The sequence below is a fragment of the Alkalihalobacterium sp. TH-98 genome (assembly GCF_057473385.1).
On record NZ_JBYCKM010000042.1, the window covers coordinates 1 to 14,183 of the forward strand.

Annotated in this window: 13 protein-coding genes; 11 read left to right on the forward strand and 2 right to left on the reverse strand. The window is 37.0% G+C overall.

Annotated elements, in window-relative coordinates; translation table 11 throughout:
* The first annotated feature begins 644 nt into the window (after positions 1–644).
* The 4 genes from AC2VNP_RS14495 to AC2VNP_RS14510 all read left to right on the forward strand — a co-directional run bounded on the left by AC2VNP_RS14495 (position 645) and on the right by AC2VNP_RS14510 (position 4,519).
* Positions 645–2,201, forward strand: a complete 1,557-nt coding sequence (locus AC2VNP_RS14495; RefSeq protein ID WP_486918014.1) for a multicopper oxidase family protein — start codon at positions 645–647, stop codon at positions 2,199–2,201.
* A gap of 111 nt (positions 2,202–2,312) precedes the next feature.
* Positions 2,313–3,218 carry a F510_1955 family glycosylhydrolase gene (locus AC2VNP_RS14500; RefSeq protein ID WP_486918040.1) on the forward strand — a complete coding sequence of 302 codons (906 nt, stop codon included), beginning with the start codon at positions 2,313–2,315 and terminating at the stop codon, positions 3,216–3,218.
* A 134-nt stretch (positions 3,219–3,352) separates the two neighbouring features.
* Positions 3,353–3,991 carry a TVP38/TMEM64 family protein gene (locus AC2VNP_RS14505; RefSeq protein ID WP_486918015.1) on the forward strand — a complete coding sequence of 213 codons (639 nt, stop codon included), beginning with the start codon at positions 3,353–3,355 and terminating at the stop codon, positions 3,989–3,991.
* A 360-nt stretch (positions 3,992–4,351) separates the two neighbouring features.
* On the forward strand, positions 4,352–4,519 hold the full coding sequence (locus tag AC2VNP_RS14510; RefSeq protein ID WP_486918016.1) for a hypothetical protein: 168 nt from the start codon (positions 4,352–4,354) through the stop codon (positions 4,517–4,519).
* Positions 4,520–4,585: 66 nt separating this feature from the next.
* On the opposite strand, the gene AC2VNP_RS14515 is transcribed toward AC2VNP_RS14510, so the two are convergent.
* Entirely contained in the window at positions 4,586–4,936 is a 351-nt protein-coding gene (locus AC2VNP_RS14515) for a DUF2200 domain-containing protein (RefSeq protein WP_486918041.1), read from the reverse strand.
* Between the two features lie 266 nt (positions 4,937–5,202).
* Entirely contained in the window at positions 5,203–5,550 is a 348-nt protein-coding gene (locus AC2VNP_RS14520) for an SDR family NAD(P)-dependent oxidoreductase (RefSeq protein WP_486918017.1), read from the reverse strand.
* A 45-nt stretch (positions 5,551–5,595) separates the two neighbouring features.
* Here AC2VNP_RS14520 and AC2VNP_RS14525 point away from each other — a divergent pair, with 45 nt between their 5' ends.
* From AC2VNP_RS14525 to AC2VNP_RS14555, 7 genes are all read left to right on the forward strand, one after another.
* Positions 5,596–6,000 carry a TetR/AcrR family transcriptional regulator gene (locus AC2VNP_RS14525; protein WP_486918018.1) on the forward strand — a complete coding sequence of 135 codons (405 nt, stop codon included), beginning with the start codon at positions 5,596–5,598 and terminating at the stop codon, positions 5,998–6,000.
* 38 nt (positions 6,001–6,038) lie between these two features.
* Positions 6,039–6,191: a TetR-like C-terminal domain-containing protein gene (locus AC2VNP_RS14530; RefSeq protein WP_486918019.1), complete on the forward strand. Its 153-nt coding sequence runs from the start codon at positions 6,039–6,041 to the stop codon at positions 6,189–6,191.
* Between the two features lie 499 nt (positions 6,192–6,690).
* A complete protein-coding gene (locus AC2VNP_RS14535) occupies positions 6,691–7,017 on the forward strand; it encodes a nucleoside triphosphate pyrophosphohydrolase (protein WP_486918020.1) in 327 nt (108 codons plus the stop codon).
* Positions 7,010–9,436 carry a DEAD/DEAH box helicase family protein gene (locus AC2VNP_RS14540; RefSeq protein ID WP_486918042.1) on the forward strand — a complete coding sequence of 809 codons (2,427 nt, stop codon included), beginning with the start codon at positions 7,010–7,012 and terminating at the stop codon, positions 9,434–9,436. Before AC2VNP_RS14535 ends, AC2VNP_RS14540 begins: the two co-directional genes overlap by 8 nt.
* 126 nt (positions 9,437–9,562) lie before the next feature.
* Positions 9,563–11,227 carry a DUF262 domain-containing protein gene (locus AC2VNP_RS14545; protein ID WP_418201064.1) on the forward strand — a complete coding sequence of 555 codons (1,665 nt, stop codon included), beginning with the start codon at positions 9,563–9,565 and terminating at the stop codon, positions 11,225–11,227.
* A 175-nt stretch (positions 11,228–11,402) separates the two neighbouring features.
* Complete coding sequence (locus AC2VNP_RS14550) at positions 11,403–13,346, forward strand: hypothetical protein (protein ID WP_486918021.1); 1,944 nt, start codon at positions 11,403–11,405, stop codon at positions 13,344–13,346.
* Positions 13,336–14,181 (forward strand): hypothetical protein, encoded by an 846-nt coding sequence (locus AC2VNP_RS14555; protein WP_486918022.1) that lies wholly within the window; start codon positions 13,336–13,338, stop codon positions 14,179–14,181. The genes AC2VNP_RS14550 and AC2VNP_RS14555 overlap by 11 nt, the downstream gene beginning before the upstream one ends.
* The last annotated feature ends 2 nt before the right edge of the window (positions 14,182–14,183 follow it).

Here is a 14,183-nt window from a genome sequence, read left to right on the forward strand (position 1 = left end):
AAGCTCTTCAGCGCCGATGGTAGTTGGGGGCTTCCCCCTGTGAGAGTAGGACGTCGCTAGGCACCAAGCACAATCCAAATGGGTTGTGCTTTTTTAGATTCATTTGTTTATCATTGTTTTAAAATTTCTTTTCAAAGGGCTGAGTAAGAACTCCTTTAATATTAAGAGGACTCAGAAGCCCTTATTTGTATTCCAAATGCCCTTTTGATCGATTTAGCGGACTCACAGGCCCCTATTGTATGAAAATTTCGTTAATATCACGTGGTTTTATGTAAATAAGAGCCTCTCAGTCCTCATAAGTCATCAAAACTATGATTTAAGTAAAAATAAGAGCCTCTCAGTCCGCGAAACAATAGACGAACATTATAATACATGATGTACGCTTGGCAGTGCTCAGCTAATGGGTGAAGGTCCTTATCCTTAACACGTGTAAGTGGAGAAAGTGTATAGCTGACAGGTGGTGCGTGGCTATGACGAATGAAGAAGATACTGAACGCCAGTCAATAAGAAAATTTAATCCCCTTAAGCTTGCTGCTTGAGGGGATTTTTAATGATGTTCGGAATTAAATCATGTTTATGCATATTTTCTCGAAATTTATTTTTTATAATGAGTGTGCAATAAAGAAAAACATTGAGGTGAAAATATGAAGCTTAAATTTTTATTTATAACCGTATTAATGGTTGTACTAGCAGCCTGCAGTAATATTGCTGTTGATCATACAAATATGGACCACGGCGAAGCAGAGCGTAATGATTCTGTCGAGGAAGTGGCAGTAGAAGAACAAGACGGGAAAAAGGTTTTTAATATTGAAGTCACAGAAGCGCATTGGATGTTAAATGATGAATTGATGTTTGATGCATGGACATATAATGGTAGCTTACCAGGTCAAGAGATACGGGTTAAGGAAGGCGATGAAGTCGTCTTAAATGTAAAGAATTCGTTATCAGTACCTACAGCTATTCACCTTCACGGATTTCCAGTACCTAATGAAATGGATGGGGTCCCAGGTGTAACGCAAAATGCAATTATGCCTGGTGAAGAGTTTGTCTATGAATATACAGCTGACGTGCCAGGCACATATTGGTACCACTCTCACCAAAATGGTGCGGTTCAAGTTGATATGGGATTATACGGAGTATTTATTGTAGAACCAAAGAACCAACCAGAATATGATGTAGATGAATTGATTGTAATTGATGAATGGTCATCGATGATGGAAGAAATGGGTATGGATCATAGTGAGATGGACCACGGGAATATGCATCACGGAGGACATGGAGGTCATGGAGGTCATGGAGGTCATGACATGCATGGAGGTATGGATCACGAAGGTATGTCTCATGCAGAAATGATGAATATGATGTACGACACGATGGTGATTAATGGGAAGGCAACTCCAGCCATTGCTCCTATTGAAGTCCAAGAGGGAGATACCACCAAATTACGTTTCTTAAATGCAGGTTTATTCACTCAAGTGGTTTCCATTCCTGGTCATTCGTTTAAGGTAACTCATTATGATGGACAAGAAGTGAATGAACCAGAATGGATTACAGACACCGCATTTCGAATTGCTCCTGCCGAACGATATGAGATCGAAATTAAAATGGATCAACCAGGTGCTTGGGGGATTGAAGTATTCGCAGAAGAAAATCCACAGAACTTACAAGCGTTAGTCCCGATCGTTTATTCAGGGTTTGAGGAAGCCGAACTAGAGACAAGTACATTCTCCAATTACTTTGACTTTACAAACTACGGTTCCCCTAAAGAAATACCAATTGGAGAGATTACGAAAGAATATGACATGCTTTTAGGGACAGAGGATAGTGGAGAAACCTTTACTATTAATGGTAAACAATTCCCGAACCATGAGGTATATGAAGTAGAAGAAGGAGATGTCGTCAAATTTACGATTACAAACGATACGGAAGTTGATCATCCAATGCATCTTCATGGAGAATTTTTCTATGTATTATCTAAAGGTGGTGAACCAATCAAGGGCTCTCCGATCAAAAAAGATACGTTAAATGTACGCCCAAATGAGACGTATGAAATTGTCTTTGAGGCGAAAAACCCAGGGATTTGGATGTTCCACTGTCACGAATTCCATCATGCGAATGGTGGAATGGTTGCCGAAGTGGTTTATAAAGGCTTTGAACCAACTTTTGAATTGGACCCAAATGTACCAAATCAACCTGAATAAAGGATTGTAATCTAGTAAAGACAAGAGGGAGACTCCTAGGTTTGAGTCTCCCTCTTCCTACTTCTACATTTCTAGAGACATAAGATTATTAGTATTGGAGGACTAATTTTGATGATATTGAAAAAAACTAGACTTTACTGGTTCATACTATTTTTCTTTTTATTAGTAGCATGCTCTCAAGTTAGTGATGAACCTGTGGAATCATTTACTCATATTCATGGATTAGCATATGATCTCGAAGATCCATCTCAGTTATTTATGAGTACACATATGGGATTAGTAAAAATTAATGAGGATAATGAATGGAGTTGGGTTGGTGGCATTACTCAGCGACATGATTTAATGGGTTTTACTTTTAAGGATGAGAATACGATGATTTCGAGTGGTCATCCAAACATAAACTCTAAACTGGAAAACCCACTCGGAATTGTAATTAGCAATGATAAAGGGGAATCATGGGAGCCCATTTCCTTACATGGTGACATTGATTTTCACGTACTGGAGGTAAATGCTAGAGAAAGTAATATCATTTATGGAATTAATGTATATGAAGATTTTTTATATCTTTCTAATGATGGAGGTTACAGCTGGACAACTATTACCGCTAGCGGTCTACCAGAAGATTATTCGAAAATTAATTCGTTAGTTTCAAATCCTCTCCAGCCAGAAATGATTTTAGCAGGTGTAGACGATGGAACGTATCTCTCAACCGATGGTGGTCAATCTTGGACAGTGACAAATCAAAGGCAATCCATGACGAGTGGAACTTCAATACCTACTGGTGAGCTATTTGCTTATCTTATTGGTGAAAATACTGGTCTATATAAAAGTGATGATTTTGGACAAACTTGGATGCCATTAAATTTACAATTAGAAAATGATGCGATTACTTATATTGCTGTTCATCCATTAAAAAATAGTACGATTACAGTTGGATCTTTTAGAGAAGATCTATATCAAACAATAGATGGGGGGAAGAGTTGGATCAAACTCGCTGGAGCAGGTCAACCTGAATAACAACTTATGTTTTTCATAATCGATGTAGGGGAGCTCGATTAATTTGTAAGTATAAATTTCCTATTGGAATCCTCACAGAAAAAACACAATACCCAGTTATAGTTAAACTTCATTGGGTACCAAGGAGGACAAATATGAAATTATTCCTTTTACTAGTATTCGTTATTTTTATCAGTATTTTCCTTATGAATCAAAAAGAATGGGTAAGTTACTTCAAAGCGGGTGAATGGGATACATTAAGAGAAATGATGGGAAATGAATGGAAGAGTATTTTAATGATAACGATGGGATTTATGTTAATGCAAAATGTGATTTCATTAATTCCGTTTCTTTTATTAACGATGTTTAATGTATGGTTATTTGGATTTTTATATGGTTATCTTTGGAGTTTAGCTGGTAATTTCTTGGGTTCAATTCTTATCTTCTATCTGGCAAGATATGGATTTCAGTTTTGGGGGCAAAAATATAATCATTTGAAAGTAAAACAAAAAATGGAGAAGAATGGTTTTAAATTTATTTTAATGTGCCGCTTATTACCTTTTATGCCAGCTAGTCTTGTGAATATAGTTGGTGGTATTAGTAATATAAAAGGAAAAGACTACATTTTAGGCACATTTATAGGTAACACTATTTTTGTATTCATTTTATCCTTGTTTTCAATAGGGGTTATTTCACTGGAACATCAATTTGCGATATACCTTGTCCTTTCAGGACTCATTTTAGGGTTTGTTGTTTTAAATCTGAAGAAGCGGTCGGTTGTCAGAAGCCATTAAAATAGAAAAATTTAAATAATGCTTTATAATTATTTTTTAATCTGTTTCTGCCAGGGCAGTAATGGCGTTATGTTTTGTTTCTCGTTCAGGGATCTTTGGTAGGGAACTTGTGGGAATATGTCGAATAGGAAGGTGTCGTGGTGTATTTCTCTTTGAAGGACATCTACACGTACAAACAAAACGAGTAAAAAATCTTCTAATTAGCTGGGAATACAAGCAAGTATACTATCAATTGTATGATATACCTGCTATTGAAGTATGAAAATAGTGATCTACTATTCATGTATGTTTCAGGGAAGACGCGAAAAGTTCGCTACAAAGTGGAAGTCATAGAAGGCCTCGTTTGCAGAACATTACGGAGTGGAGTGTCAAATTTGTCAGTTTGATTTTGAAAAAGTGTATGGAGATGTTGGAAAAGACTTTATTCATGTCCATCACCTCGTGCCACTTCATACGATAAAACAAAACTACATAGTACCAACGATGAGAACTTTATTAGAAGAAGCTGGTTTATCATTTAAGAAATAATTTTTGTATGGGGGGAGTATTGTGAGTAGACACTTTATGACCTCTCATGTTTCTACATCTTAATTATTATTTCCGAAAAATCTTCTCTAGTGCTTTTCCCTTAGCCAGCTCATCGATCATCTTGTCCAAATAGCGGATTTCCTGCATAGTCGGTTCCTCGATGTCTTCCACTCGGACACCGCAGACGACACCTTTGATCAAAGCCCTCGAAGGATTTAGTTGGGGAGCTTCTGCAAAGAAGGTCTCAAAGTCTGTCTTTTTTTCTAGTTGGGCTTCTAACTCTTCCTGGTTATACCCTGTCAACCAACGGATGATTTCATTGACTTCTGTTTTCGTCCGGCCTTTTTTCTCCGCCTTCGTAATATAGTGTGGATAGACACTTGCAAAACTCATGGTATAGATCTTATGTTTAGCCAACATACATCCTCCCGTAACAGTTTTTCTTTATTATAGTATGAAAAATAGTCGTGGCTCAAACAAAGGAACTGTTTATTGTAATCTTGGTTAAGGGGCTAGTCATTTGATTGGATCATATGTTACAAAGCTGGGGACAAACCATCATATTCCTTTGAGACTTTAAACAGTTATAATATAAGCAAAGAGCAACGTCCGTGTCTGCGGCGGCGCTCTTATTTTTCATTACTTTAATTTTTTCGCGATGATGTCTGCTGCTTTTCTAGGGTTTAAGGGTACATCACATCTAGCATTTTGGAGTCTTTTCCAGCTAGCACACGGAATCGATGCATACCGTCTATAATAATTTCAGAAGCTTCTTTTGGTGTTAATAACTTGTAGGATTGGTCACTATCATTAGTAGTGTGGGAGCGCTCGGCATTAGAATTCGTCGTAATATTCGTATTGACGCCTCCTGGGAATACAACGGTCACTTTCACGTTCGTACCTTGCAGTTCGGAGTGCAGACCTTCTGTTAAAATTTTAACTGCAGCTTTGGATGCGCCGTACACGGACTGGCCAGGTACCGGAACAAACCCTTCAATCAGCAAATACGTATGGAAATGTACATTATTCAACAATGGGCAGCTCATTTGTTCATTTTCGTAACAGCTAGGAGGACCATGAATCATCATCTCGATCGGAGAGTTGTGAAATCGAAAGCGGCGATGCAACAAGCTCTTCTTCATTTAATGAAACAGAAAGATTTCAAAAATTTAGCGATCACTGAAATTGTAAAAGAGGCAAACGTTAATCGTGGGACATTTTACAAACATTACGTCTACAAAGAAGATTTACTCGAAGAAATCATTAATGACGTAACGAATGATTTAATTGCATCCTACCGGGACCCATATAAAAAAATAGAAAAGATAGACGTGAAGGATTTAACCTCAAATGCCGTAAAAATTTTCGAACATGTCGGAAAACACGCTGCATTTTATTCTCTCATTGTAAAATCAGATACCTTGTTCGGTTTTCAAAATAAATTAAGTACGGTTCGAAAGACTTATCGATGGAAGACTTAATCAATAGGAACGTGACCCCTAACATTGAACCTTATTTGTTGGCGAGCTATCATGCTTATGCGATCGTCGGAATGATCATCGAGTGGGTGAACACAGACTACGCCTACAGCCCGGACTTTATGGCAAGGCAACTTCTACAAATCGTCCGATACAATCAACAAGTGACAGTGAAAAAACAGGAGAAGGGGTAGGTAGTTAGAAAAAAAGATCAGGATCCCAATTCGTTAATACTAAGTGACGATCACCGGTCAAAAAAAGGAAAGTGTAAACGACGGGGAAGAAGAAATTTTAGAGCCTCGTCCTCACCAGTTCCTGATGTTGGTGAAAGGCAGGCTCTTTATTAAACGTTATAAACCGTCATCCCGGAACAGAGGAAGTTGAATGCTTGTTTGTAGAAAATGCAATACGGTTCACTCTCTTTCTTAGTTCAACTTCTATATCTTATGGTAGCAATTTGGTAAAAGGGACGGCGAATATCTAGGGGAGGGTGGGATTAGTATAAAATGTTTACAAAAATTAATAAGTCCAACGGGTATTAGTTATTCTAAGAAACTAGCAGTTAAATTAATAATAAAAAATATGACAAGAACCATCCCTAATTAAGGAGATGGTTCTTTTTAACTACTCCCTTCACGCTATAATAGCGCTATGGTAAACTGGTAAATAATACATAAAAAGGAATGTTGTCTTATGCCAATTTACAATAAACTTGTTCGTGATAAAATCCCAGCAATCATCCAAGCAACAGGAAAGGGATACCGCACTAGACCATTGGATGAGGTTGAGTACATAAAAGAACTAAAAATTAAGCTGACCGAAGAAATGGCAGAATACCAAGAGGCACAAACAGATGGTCAAGCGTTGGAGGAGCTTGCTGATGTATTAGAGATTATGCATAGCCTTGCTAACGTGCATGGAGCAAACTTTGATGAAGTCGAGGCGATCCGCAAGCAAAAAGCGGAAGAACGTGGAGGTTTTCAGGAGAAGATTTTCCTGATTGATGTGGATGATGAGTAACATTAAGTTAGTAACGGACCGGCTAATCTCGGAGTTGGTGGAGGCGATTGATCGCTCCTCTTCTATATACATTTTAACCTCATTTGTTATGAAGTCAGGTGTACAACTTCTGGAGGAACCACTTAAAAAAGCATTAGATCGCGGAGCGGAAGTGAAGGTTTGTACAGGTGACTATTTATTTGTGACGCAGCCAGAAGCGTTAAGAAAAATAAACGAAATAGATCCGAACATTGAAATCCGCTTGTGGAAGAGCAATGGTCGAGCGTTTCATCCGAAGGCGTACTTGTTTCAGTATGAGGAGAATGAAGGGACGTTAATCATTGGTTCTTCGAACATGTCCCGATCCGCTCTTACACATGGGGTCGAATGGAATGTAGCGATGGAGTCCGGTGCTTCTCCTGATACATTTCAACAAGCGCTAGAGGAGTTCATGAAGCTGTTTCTTAATGAACAAACTGTTCCTGTGAACAAAGAAACGATAGAAGAATACGAAAAGTTGTATGAAGATTATCACCGTGAACATCCGAATTTAGTTCGTACGTGGACGAAAACGGAAGAAGTAGAATTAATGTTAAATCAAACAGCTGATGATGAGGAACCGGCGATCATTGTTGAAGAACCGGCGCCATACGGCACCATCTCACCAAGACATTCACAAATTGAGGCACTCGAGTCTTTACAAACCGTTGTCGAAGAAGGTTATGACAAAGCGATGGTTGTGATGGCTACTGGCCTGGGTAAGACATATTTAGCTGGCTTTTTTGCGAGAGATTACGAGCGAATTCTCTTTGTCGCTCATCGTGAAGAAATCTTAAAACAAGCTCAAAAATCGTTTGAACATATTATGCCTGAGCGTACGTTTGGTATTTATAGCGGAACCGAAAAAGAAGGCGAAGCTGATTGTGTATTTGCGTCCATTTTTACATTAGCGAACGAACGTCATTTAGAGAAGTTCGACCCTAACAGCTTTGATCTCATTGTTATCGATGAATTCCACCATGCAGCGGCAAAAACGTACCAACGGGTTCTTGACTATTTTAAGCCTGAATTTTTACTTGGGATTACCGCAACACCTGATCGAATGGATGGAAAAGATGTTTATGGGATTTGTGATGGAAATGTCGCCTATCAAATTGACTTTATTGAAGCCATACAACGCCAGTGGTTAGCTCCTTTTAATTATGTCGGAGTGTATGATGAAACGGATTATTCACAAATTACCTGGCTGGGCACCAGATATGACGATGAAGAATTATTAGCCGCGCAATTAAGAGAAGAGATGGCAGAAAAGATATTGGAAGCTTGGAAAACGCATAAACAAACGCGAACGCTCGCCTTTTGTTCTTCAATTAGACAAGCTTCATTTCTAGCCAATTATTTTAAAGAAAACGGAGTAAAAGCCACAAGTCTCCATTCGAATGGAAGTGAATTTGGACGTACAAAAGCCATTCAAATGATTGAAACCGGTGATCTTGAGGTCATTTTTACTGTAAACCTTTTCAATGAAGGTACGGATATTCCTTCGTTAGATACCCTTTTATTCGTACGTCCAACAGAGTCGTTAACGGTATTTACGCAGCAAGTCGGTCGAGGCCTTCGTTTATTTAAAGGGAAAGAGTACTGTACGATTATCGATTTGATTGGAAATTATCGAAACGCAGATAATAAGCTGCGTTTACTAGATACAAGACAGGGAGAAGAACGAGCAAAGGCACCATCTAGCGTTCCACAGGTTCCTGAAACCTGCTTTATTGATTTTGAAATGGAAGTTATACAACTATTAGATGAACTCCGCAAAAAGAGGCAGCCTCGAAAAGAACAATTGAGAGAAGCTTATTTTGCCTTAAAACAAGAATTAGGAAAGCGTCCAACCTACTTAGAGTTACACTTATACGGGAATGCCGACAGCAAAAACTATAAACAAGACTTCAACTCTTTTACTGGCTTCCTCTATTGGGCAAACGAACTTACTGATTTTGAAGAAGAGGTTTTCAAAACCTATGAAACATGGCTCCAAGAAGTTGAACGTACTGGGATGAACAAAAGCTATAAAATGGTCGTCTTATCCTACATGTTAAGTCGAGGTAAAGATTATTGGACAAACCCTGTAACATCTGAAGAAGTAGCACCATATTTTCACTGCTACTTAACCGAAAAAGAATACCGCAAACGCATAGATTTATCCGATAAACAAGGCAAAGCTCTGTGGGACTACGACGAAACAAAAGTGGCGAAACTGATTGCTAATATGCCAATGATGAAATGGAGTACAAGTTCAAAAGGATTGCTTTCTTTTGAAGACGGAGTATTTAAAATGGAATTTGATGTGGCCGAGGAGGACAACGAAGTACTGTATGAATGGACGAAAGAGATTTGTGAGTATCGACTGCATGCTTATTTTGAGCGGAAAGAGAAGTAACCTAGAATACCTTTAATCTAATCGAAATTATGAATTAATAGAGTTGGATAATGCTTGTAGAATACCTTCTGAAAATAAAATCATGTATAATTAAATCATCAATTTATTGAAAAGTAGGAGATAAATTTGACGATTAAGAAGTTTAATTTTTACACAGTTCAACAGTTTTTAATAAGTGATAAGTTTTACATTCCAGATTATCAACGAGAATATTCATGGGAAAGAGATGAACAGATTAAGGATTTTTGGTTAGATTTGTACGACTTAGTTGAGAACAGTCGTGATAATCATTTCTTTGGACAAGTCGTTATCCACGATGATCAAGAGGATAAGAAGAAATATATTATTGATGGTCAACAACGTAGTTCCACGTCGATTATATTTTTGTCTGTAATTAGGCAGCTGTTTGATGACATTTATACAGCAACGAATCGAGATGGGGCGAGAAATAAGGTCGAGGATATTCGTCTAAAAATTATTGGTCGTTGGAGCGAGGAAGAGAACGAGCTTCAGTTCCATTTAGGTAAGATCGATAATATCTTCTTTAGAGACTTTATTCAACGTGGAATTCCGGTGTCTGGTGAGATTACGGAACCGTCACATATTCGAATTAAAGAGGCTTATGATTATCTGTATGACCAATTATTGGAGGAGTTAAAGGATCTAGAAGACGAGGATAAATACAATAAATTAGTCGAATATTATAATGGTTTTAAAAATAAATTTAGTTTGATGTGTGTAGAGACGGATGATATGAATGAAGCATTTATCATATTTGAAACTCTTAACGCGAGAGGTAAAGAGCTTGAAACCTCAGATCTACTAAAGAATCATTTATTCAAAACATCAGACAATCTAATTGAAGAAGTAAAAAATGAATGGTTGAAAATGCAAGAAAGTGCTGACGGGATTGACCTAACGAAGTATTTTAGAACGATATGGAATTCAAAATACGATTTCACACGGGAAAAAGAACTTTACAAAAATCTAAAAGGTATGGTAACCACATCAGGTGAATGTTTAAACTTTGCAAGGGAGTTAGTCAAAAGCTTAAATGTTTATAAAGTGCTTGTTGATCCCTCAAATGAAACCTTTTTTAGAGATAAAGAAATCGAACAACATCTAGTAAACTTAAAGCTTCTCAACGCAAGTACGTACTATCCTATCGTGATTGCGCTAGTCAATGGATCCTATGAAGAAGCAGAAATAAAAAAAGTGGTTGAAGCGATTGAAAGTTTTATCGTTCGAAACTGTGTCATTGCGGGGAAAGTAGCCAATCGTTATGAAGTACTGTTCGCTAAGGTGGCAAAGAAGATTTCTTCTACCCCGATGACTTTTGATGAGATCGCAGAAGAATTCAAGAAAGAAATGTTAAACGATGAAGAATTCGAAAGTCATTTTCAAGTATGTTCAATTAAAAGTGCTCCTGTAGCTAAGTTTATTTTACGAAAAATAAATGATTTCCAACAAAGAGAGTTAGTTGTTAACCCTAATAATATGAAAATTCATTTGGAACACATTATGCCTAAAAATATAGGGCAATGGAGAGTACATGAAGACATTCACAACAAATACATTAATCGAATTGGGAATCTGACTCTTCTAGCAGATGAGTACAACAAGTCAATTAAAAATAAATTGTTTAATGATAAGAAAAAAGTATATGAAAAATCCAAGATTGAGATGACTAAAAAATTGGCCTCTTACAAAGAATGGAACTCGACTCGAATTGAAGAACGTCAAAAAGAACTATTTACAATAGCTAAGCAAGTTTGGAAAAATTTTATTTAAGATATAGGATAGATACACTTCTTCATGAGAGGTGTATTTTTTTCTTTCAAAATTGGAACTGACAAATTCTATGAAACGATATGAAATTGATGGGATTTTTTGTAGAATAGTAATATAGAGAAATAGAATTAGTAATGTGTATAGGTAAGTCTGAAAAAGAATTTGAGGGATAGAAATGAATAGATACTGGAACTTTCCAGCTACGACTGGTGGCTTAATCAACTCTATAAATAATGCCGGATTAGAAACGTTTAGAGGAAATGCGTTAGACTCACTAACAAGAGAAATCTGCCAAAATTCATTAGATGCGGTTAAAGATAAAAGTAAACCAGTTTTGGTTGAATTTAAAAGCTTTTCTGCTGATAGCACGAGTTTTCCAAATAAAGAAGAGTTAGTAGATGTATTTCATCAGTGTAAGGAAACATGGCTTGGGAGAAATAAAAAAAGCGAAGATTTTATTGAAAATGCGCTTAAGTTATTTAACCAACAGCAAATACAATTTTTACGAATTAGTGATTTTAACACAAAGGGGTTAGAAGGAGCAAAAGAAGGGGAAATTGGTTCTCCTTGGAGTACCTTAGTTAAGGAAGCAGGGTCTTCTAATAAAGACGAAAGCTCGGGCGGTAGCTTCGGTATTGGTAAATCTGCGCCCTTTTTAAATTCAAACCTAAGAACGCTGTTTTATGCTTCTTTAGATATTTCCGGGTATAAGTCTTATATTGGTGTTGCAAATATTATGTCGTTCAAAAAGAATAACGATCAAATTACGTTAGGCAATGGTTACTTTACTTTTGATGAAAGATCGTTAGCTATTCCCGGAGACATCTCACTTGACCAGAACTTTACTCGTGAGGAGACGGGTACAGATATTTATATTGCAGGTTTCCAACCAAAGGGTAATTGGGAAGCAGCGGTTACAAAATCAGTTCTAGTCAACTTCTTCATAACGGTATACAACAAAAAGTTAGTCGTTAAGATTAATGATTTTGAAATTAATCATGAAAACATAGGAGAACTTATTGCTGAGTTAGATGATAGTGAGGAGAACCGAGTACTAAAAAATTATTTTAATCTATTAATCTCGGATAAGACGATAAAAATAAAATACCCGGCACGAAAATATAAGAATGGGCTTCAATTTGAAGAAGGAGAAGCGGAATTATACTTGCTAAATGGCGAGGATTTAAATAGACGTGTCTTAATGACTCGGAAAACTGGAATGATGATCTTTGAACAAAAGAATATAAGTGGAAGCATATCTTTTACAGGTTTACTTATGATTACAGGTGCTCAAATGAATAATGTTTTTAAACAAATGGAAAACCCTGCTCATAATGAATGGTCTGCGGAGAGGTATGAAAAGGACCCGAAATTAGCGAAAAAGATCTACGGAGACTTGAAGAGCTTTATTAGAAATACAGTGAAAGATTACTTTCAAGAAAAAATCACCGATTCGATGGATGCGGTTGGGTTAAATGATTTTTTACCAAATAAAAACTTGCTGGCTGATAGTGGCACGAAAAAACGAGAATCGTTAAATTCAACAATTAAATCGATTATTACAAAAGAAGTAAAAGAAGATCCAAAAAAACGAGCGAGAACTAAAGGACAAGATCGTCATGAAGATTTAGATAAAGAGTTAGAGGGGAATTATGGAATTACTCCAACTGGTGATGAAGGTGGGGGCGGTGCCGCAAATGATAGTGACGGGGGAGATGCCGGTGGTAGCACAACCGAACCAGGGGGACAAAATGAAGTGAATCCCCAAACGAATGGGGATAAAGATAAAAAGAAAGAACGAAAACCAAGTAAACACCCCGTTCAAATCCAACAGAAATATGCTCCCATTGACAAGAGCCAGGGTAAATATAAGTTTTTTATCTCACCAAAAAAATCGTTAGAGAATGGGAAATTAGTCTTTAAAGTAATGGGCGAACAAAGTGACTACGATCTTCCTATTAAGAATGCATCCACTGATGACAAAGATGTTACTGTAGAAAAGGTTAGTTCGAATACGGTCTACGTCCAATCTGTTAAAGCAAACAAAAGTTTTATGATTAACGTAGAAATTGATTATTTAGATTATTGTGTACTGGAGGTAGAGTTATATGAAAATTAGTTCATCGTATCCATATCCAGTGTTGTATGTGAATAATGATGATTACACTAGCTCCAGTTTTACAGCTGCTATCCACGTGAATGAAGCCTTTGGAGAAGTTCGAATTTCTGTGGACTTTTACCTAGACAATATAGGAATAAGTAGATTGATAGAGGAGAAGTCAGCTGTATATCTAGTGCATATTGAATGCCCGCAGACGAGTTTTCGTAAAGCATATGAAACAAACGAGAATAAAATAGATGTTGTCATCCCTGCTGCTGAGTTGCGTGGGAAAATTTTTATTCACACATTTATTATTGCAAAAGAAACGGTAGAAAACTATACCAATGAATTATTAAATAAATGGTTTAAGGAGCTGCCCGTTCAATTTGAAAAAGGTAATTTTATTGCGATAGGTGAAGCTATTGAAATGAATTTATTTGAGGACCATACGGAGTTTCTAAATTTACCATCCATCATAACGGTGACAAAGTCATTAAAGAAAGAGTATATGGATGTTGATATTCATTCTAATAACATTACGATTCTTTTACCTGAATACGAATATAACCAATACGCTACAACTGCAAATTCACGAATAAAAAACACGATACTATCAACCGTTATTGTGCCAGCTCTTGTTTATGTTTTTTCTAAACTAAGAGATAGCAGGGGCGAATTAGATGAATATACTTGGTACCAAGTTCTAGACAAAATTTTTGCGGAGAATCATTATAGGCTTGAAGACGTAGGAACGGATAGTCTCTCTCCACTTCAAGCGGCCCAATTAGTATTACGAAAACCTTTAAGAGCTAGCTTTGAAGAAATCGAAAAGCTTAATAGGACGGAGGATTAGTT

Coding starts and splice junctions, on each gene's coding strand:
- AC2VNP_RS14495 (WP_486918014.1), top strand. CDS start 645: ATGAAGCTTAAATTTTTATTTATAACCGTATTAATGGTTGTACTAGCA.
- AC2VNP_RS14500 (WP_486918040.1), top strand. CDS start 2,313: ATGATATTGAAAAAAACTAGACTTTACTGGTTCATACTATTTTTCTTT.
- AC2VNP_RS14505 (WP_486918015.1), top strand. CDS start 3,353: ATGAAATTATTCCTTTTACTAGTATTCGTTATTTTTATCAGTATTTTC.
- AC2VNP_RS14525 (WP_486918018.1), top strand. CDS start 5,596: ATGAATCATCATCTCGATCGGAGAGTTGTGAAATCGAAAGCGGCGATG.
- AC2VNP_RS14535 (WP_486918020.1), top strand. CDS start 6,691: ATGCCAATTTACAATAAACTTGTTCGTGATAAAATCCCAGCAATCATC.
- AC2VNP_RS14540 (WP_486918042.1), top strand. CDS start 7,010: ATGAGTAACATTAAGTTAGTAACGGACCGGCTAATCTCGGAGTTGGTG.
- AC2VNP_RS14550 (WP_486918021.1), top strand. CDS start 11,403: ATGAATAGATACTGGAACTTTCCAGCTACGACTGGTGGCTTAATCAAC.
- AC2VNP_RS14555 (WP_486918022.1), top strand. CDS start 13,336: ATGAAAATTAGTTCATCGTATCCATATCCAGTGTTGTATGTGAATAAT.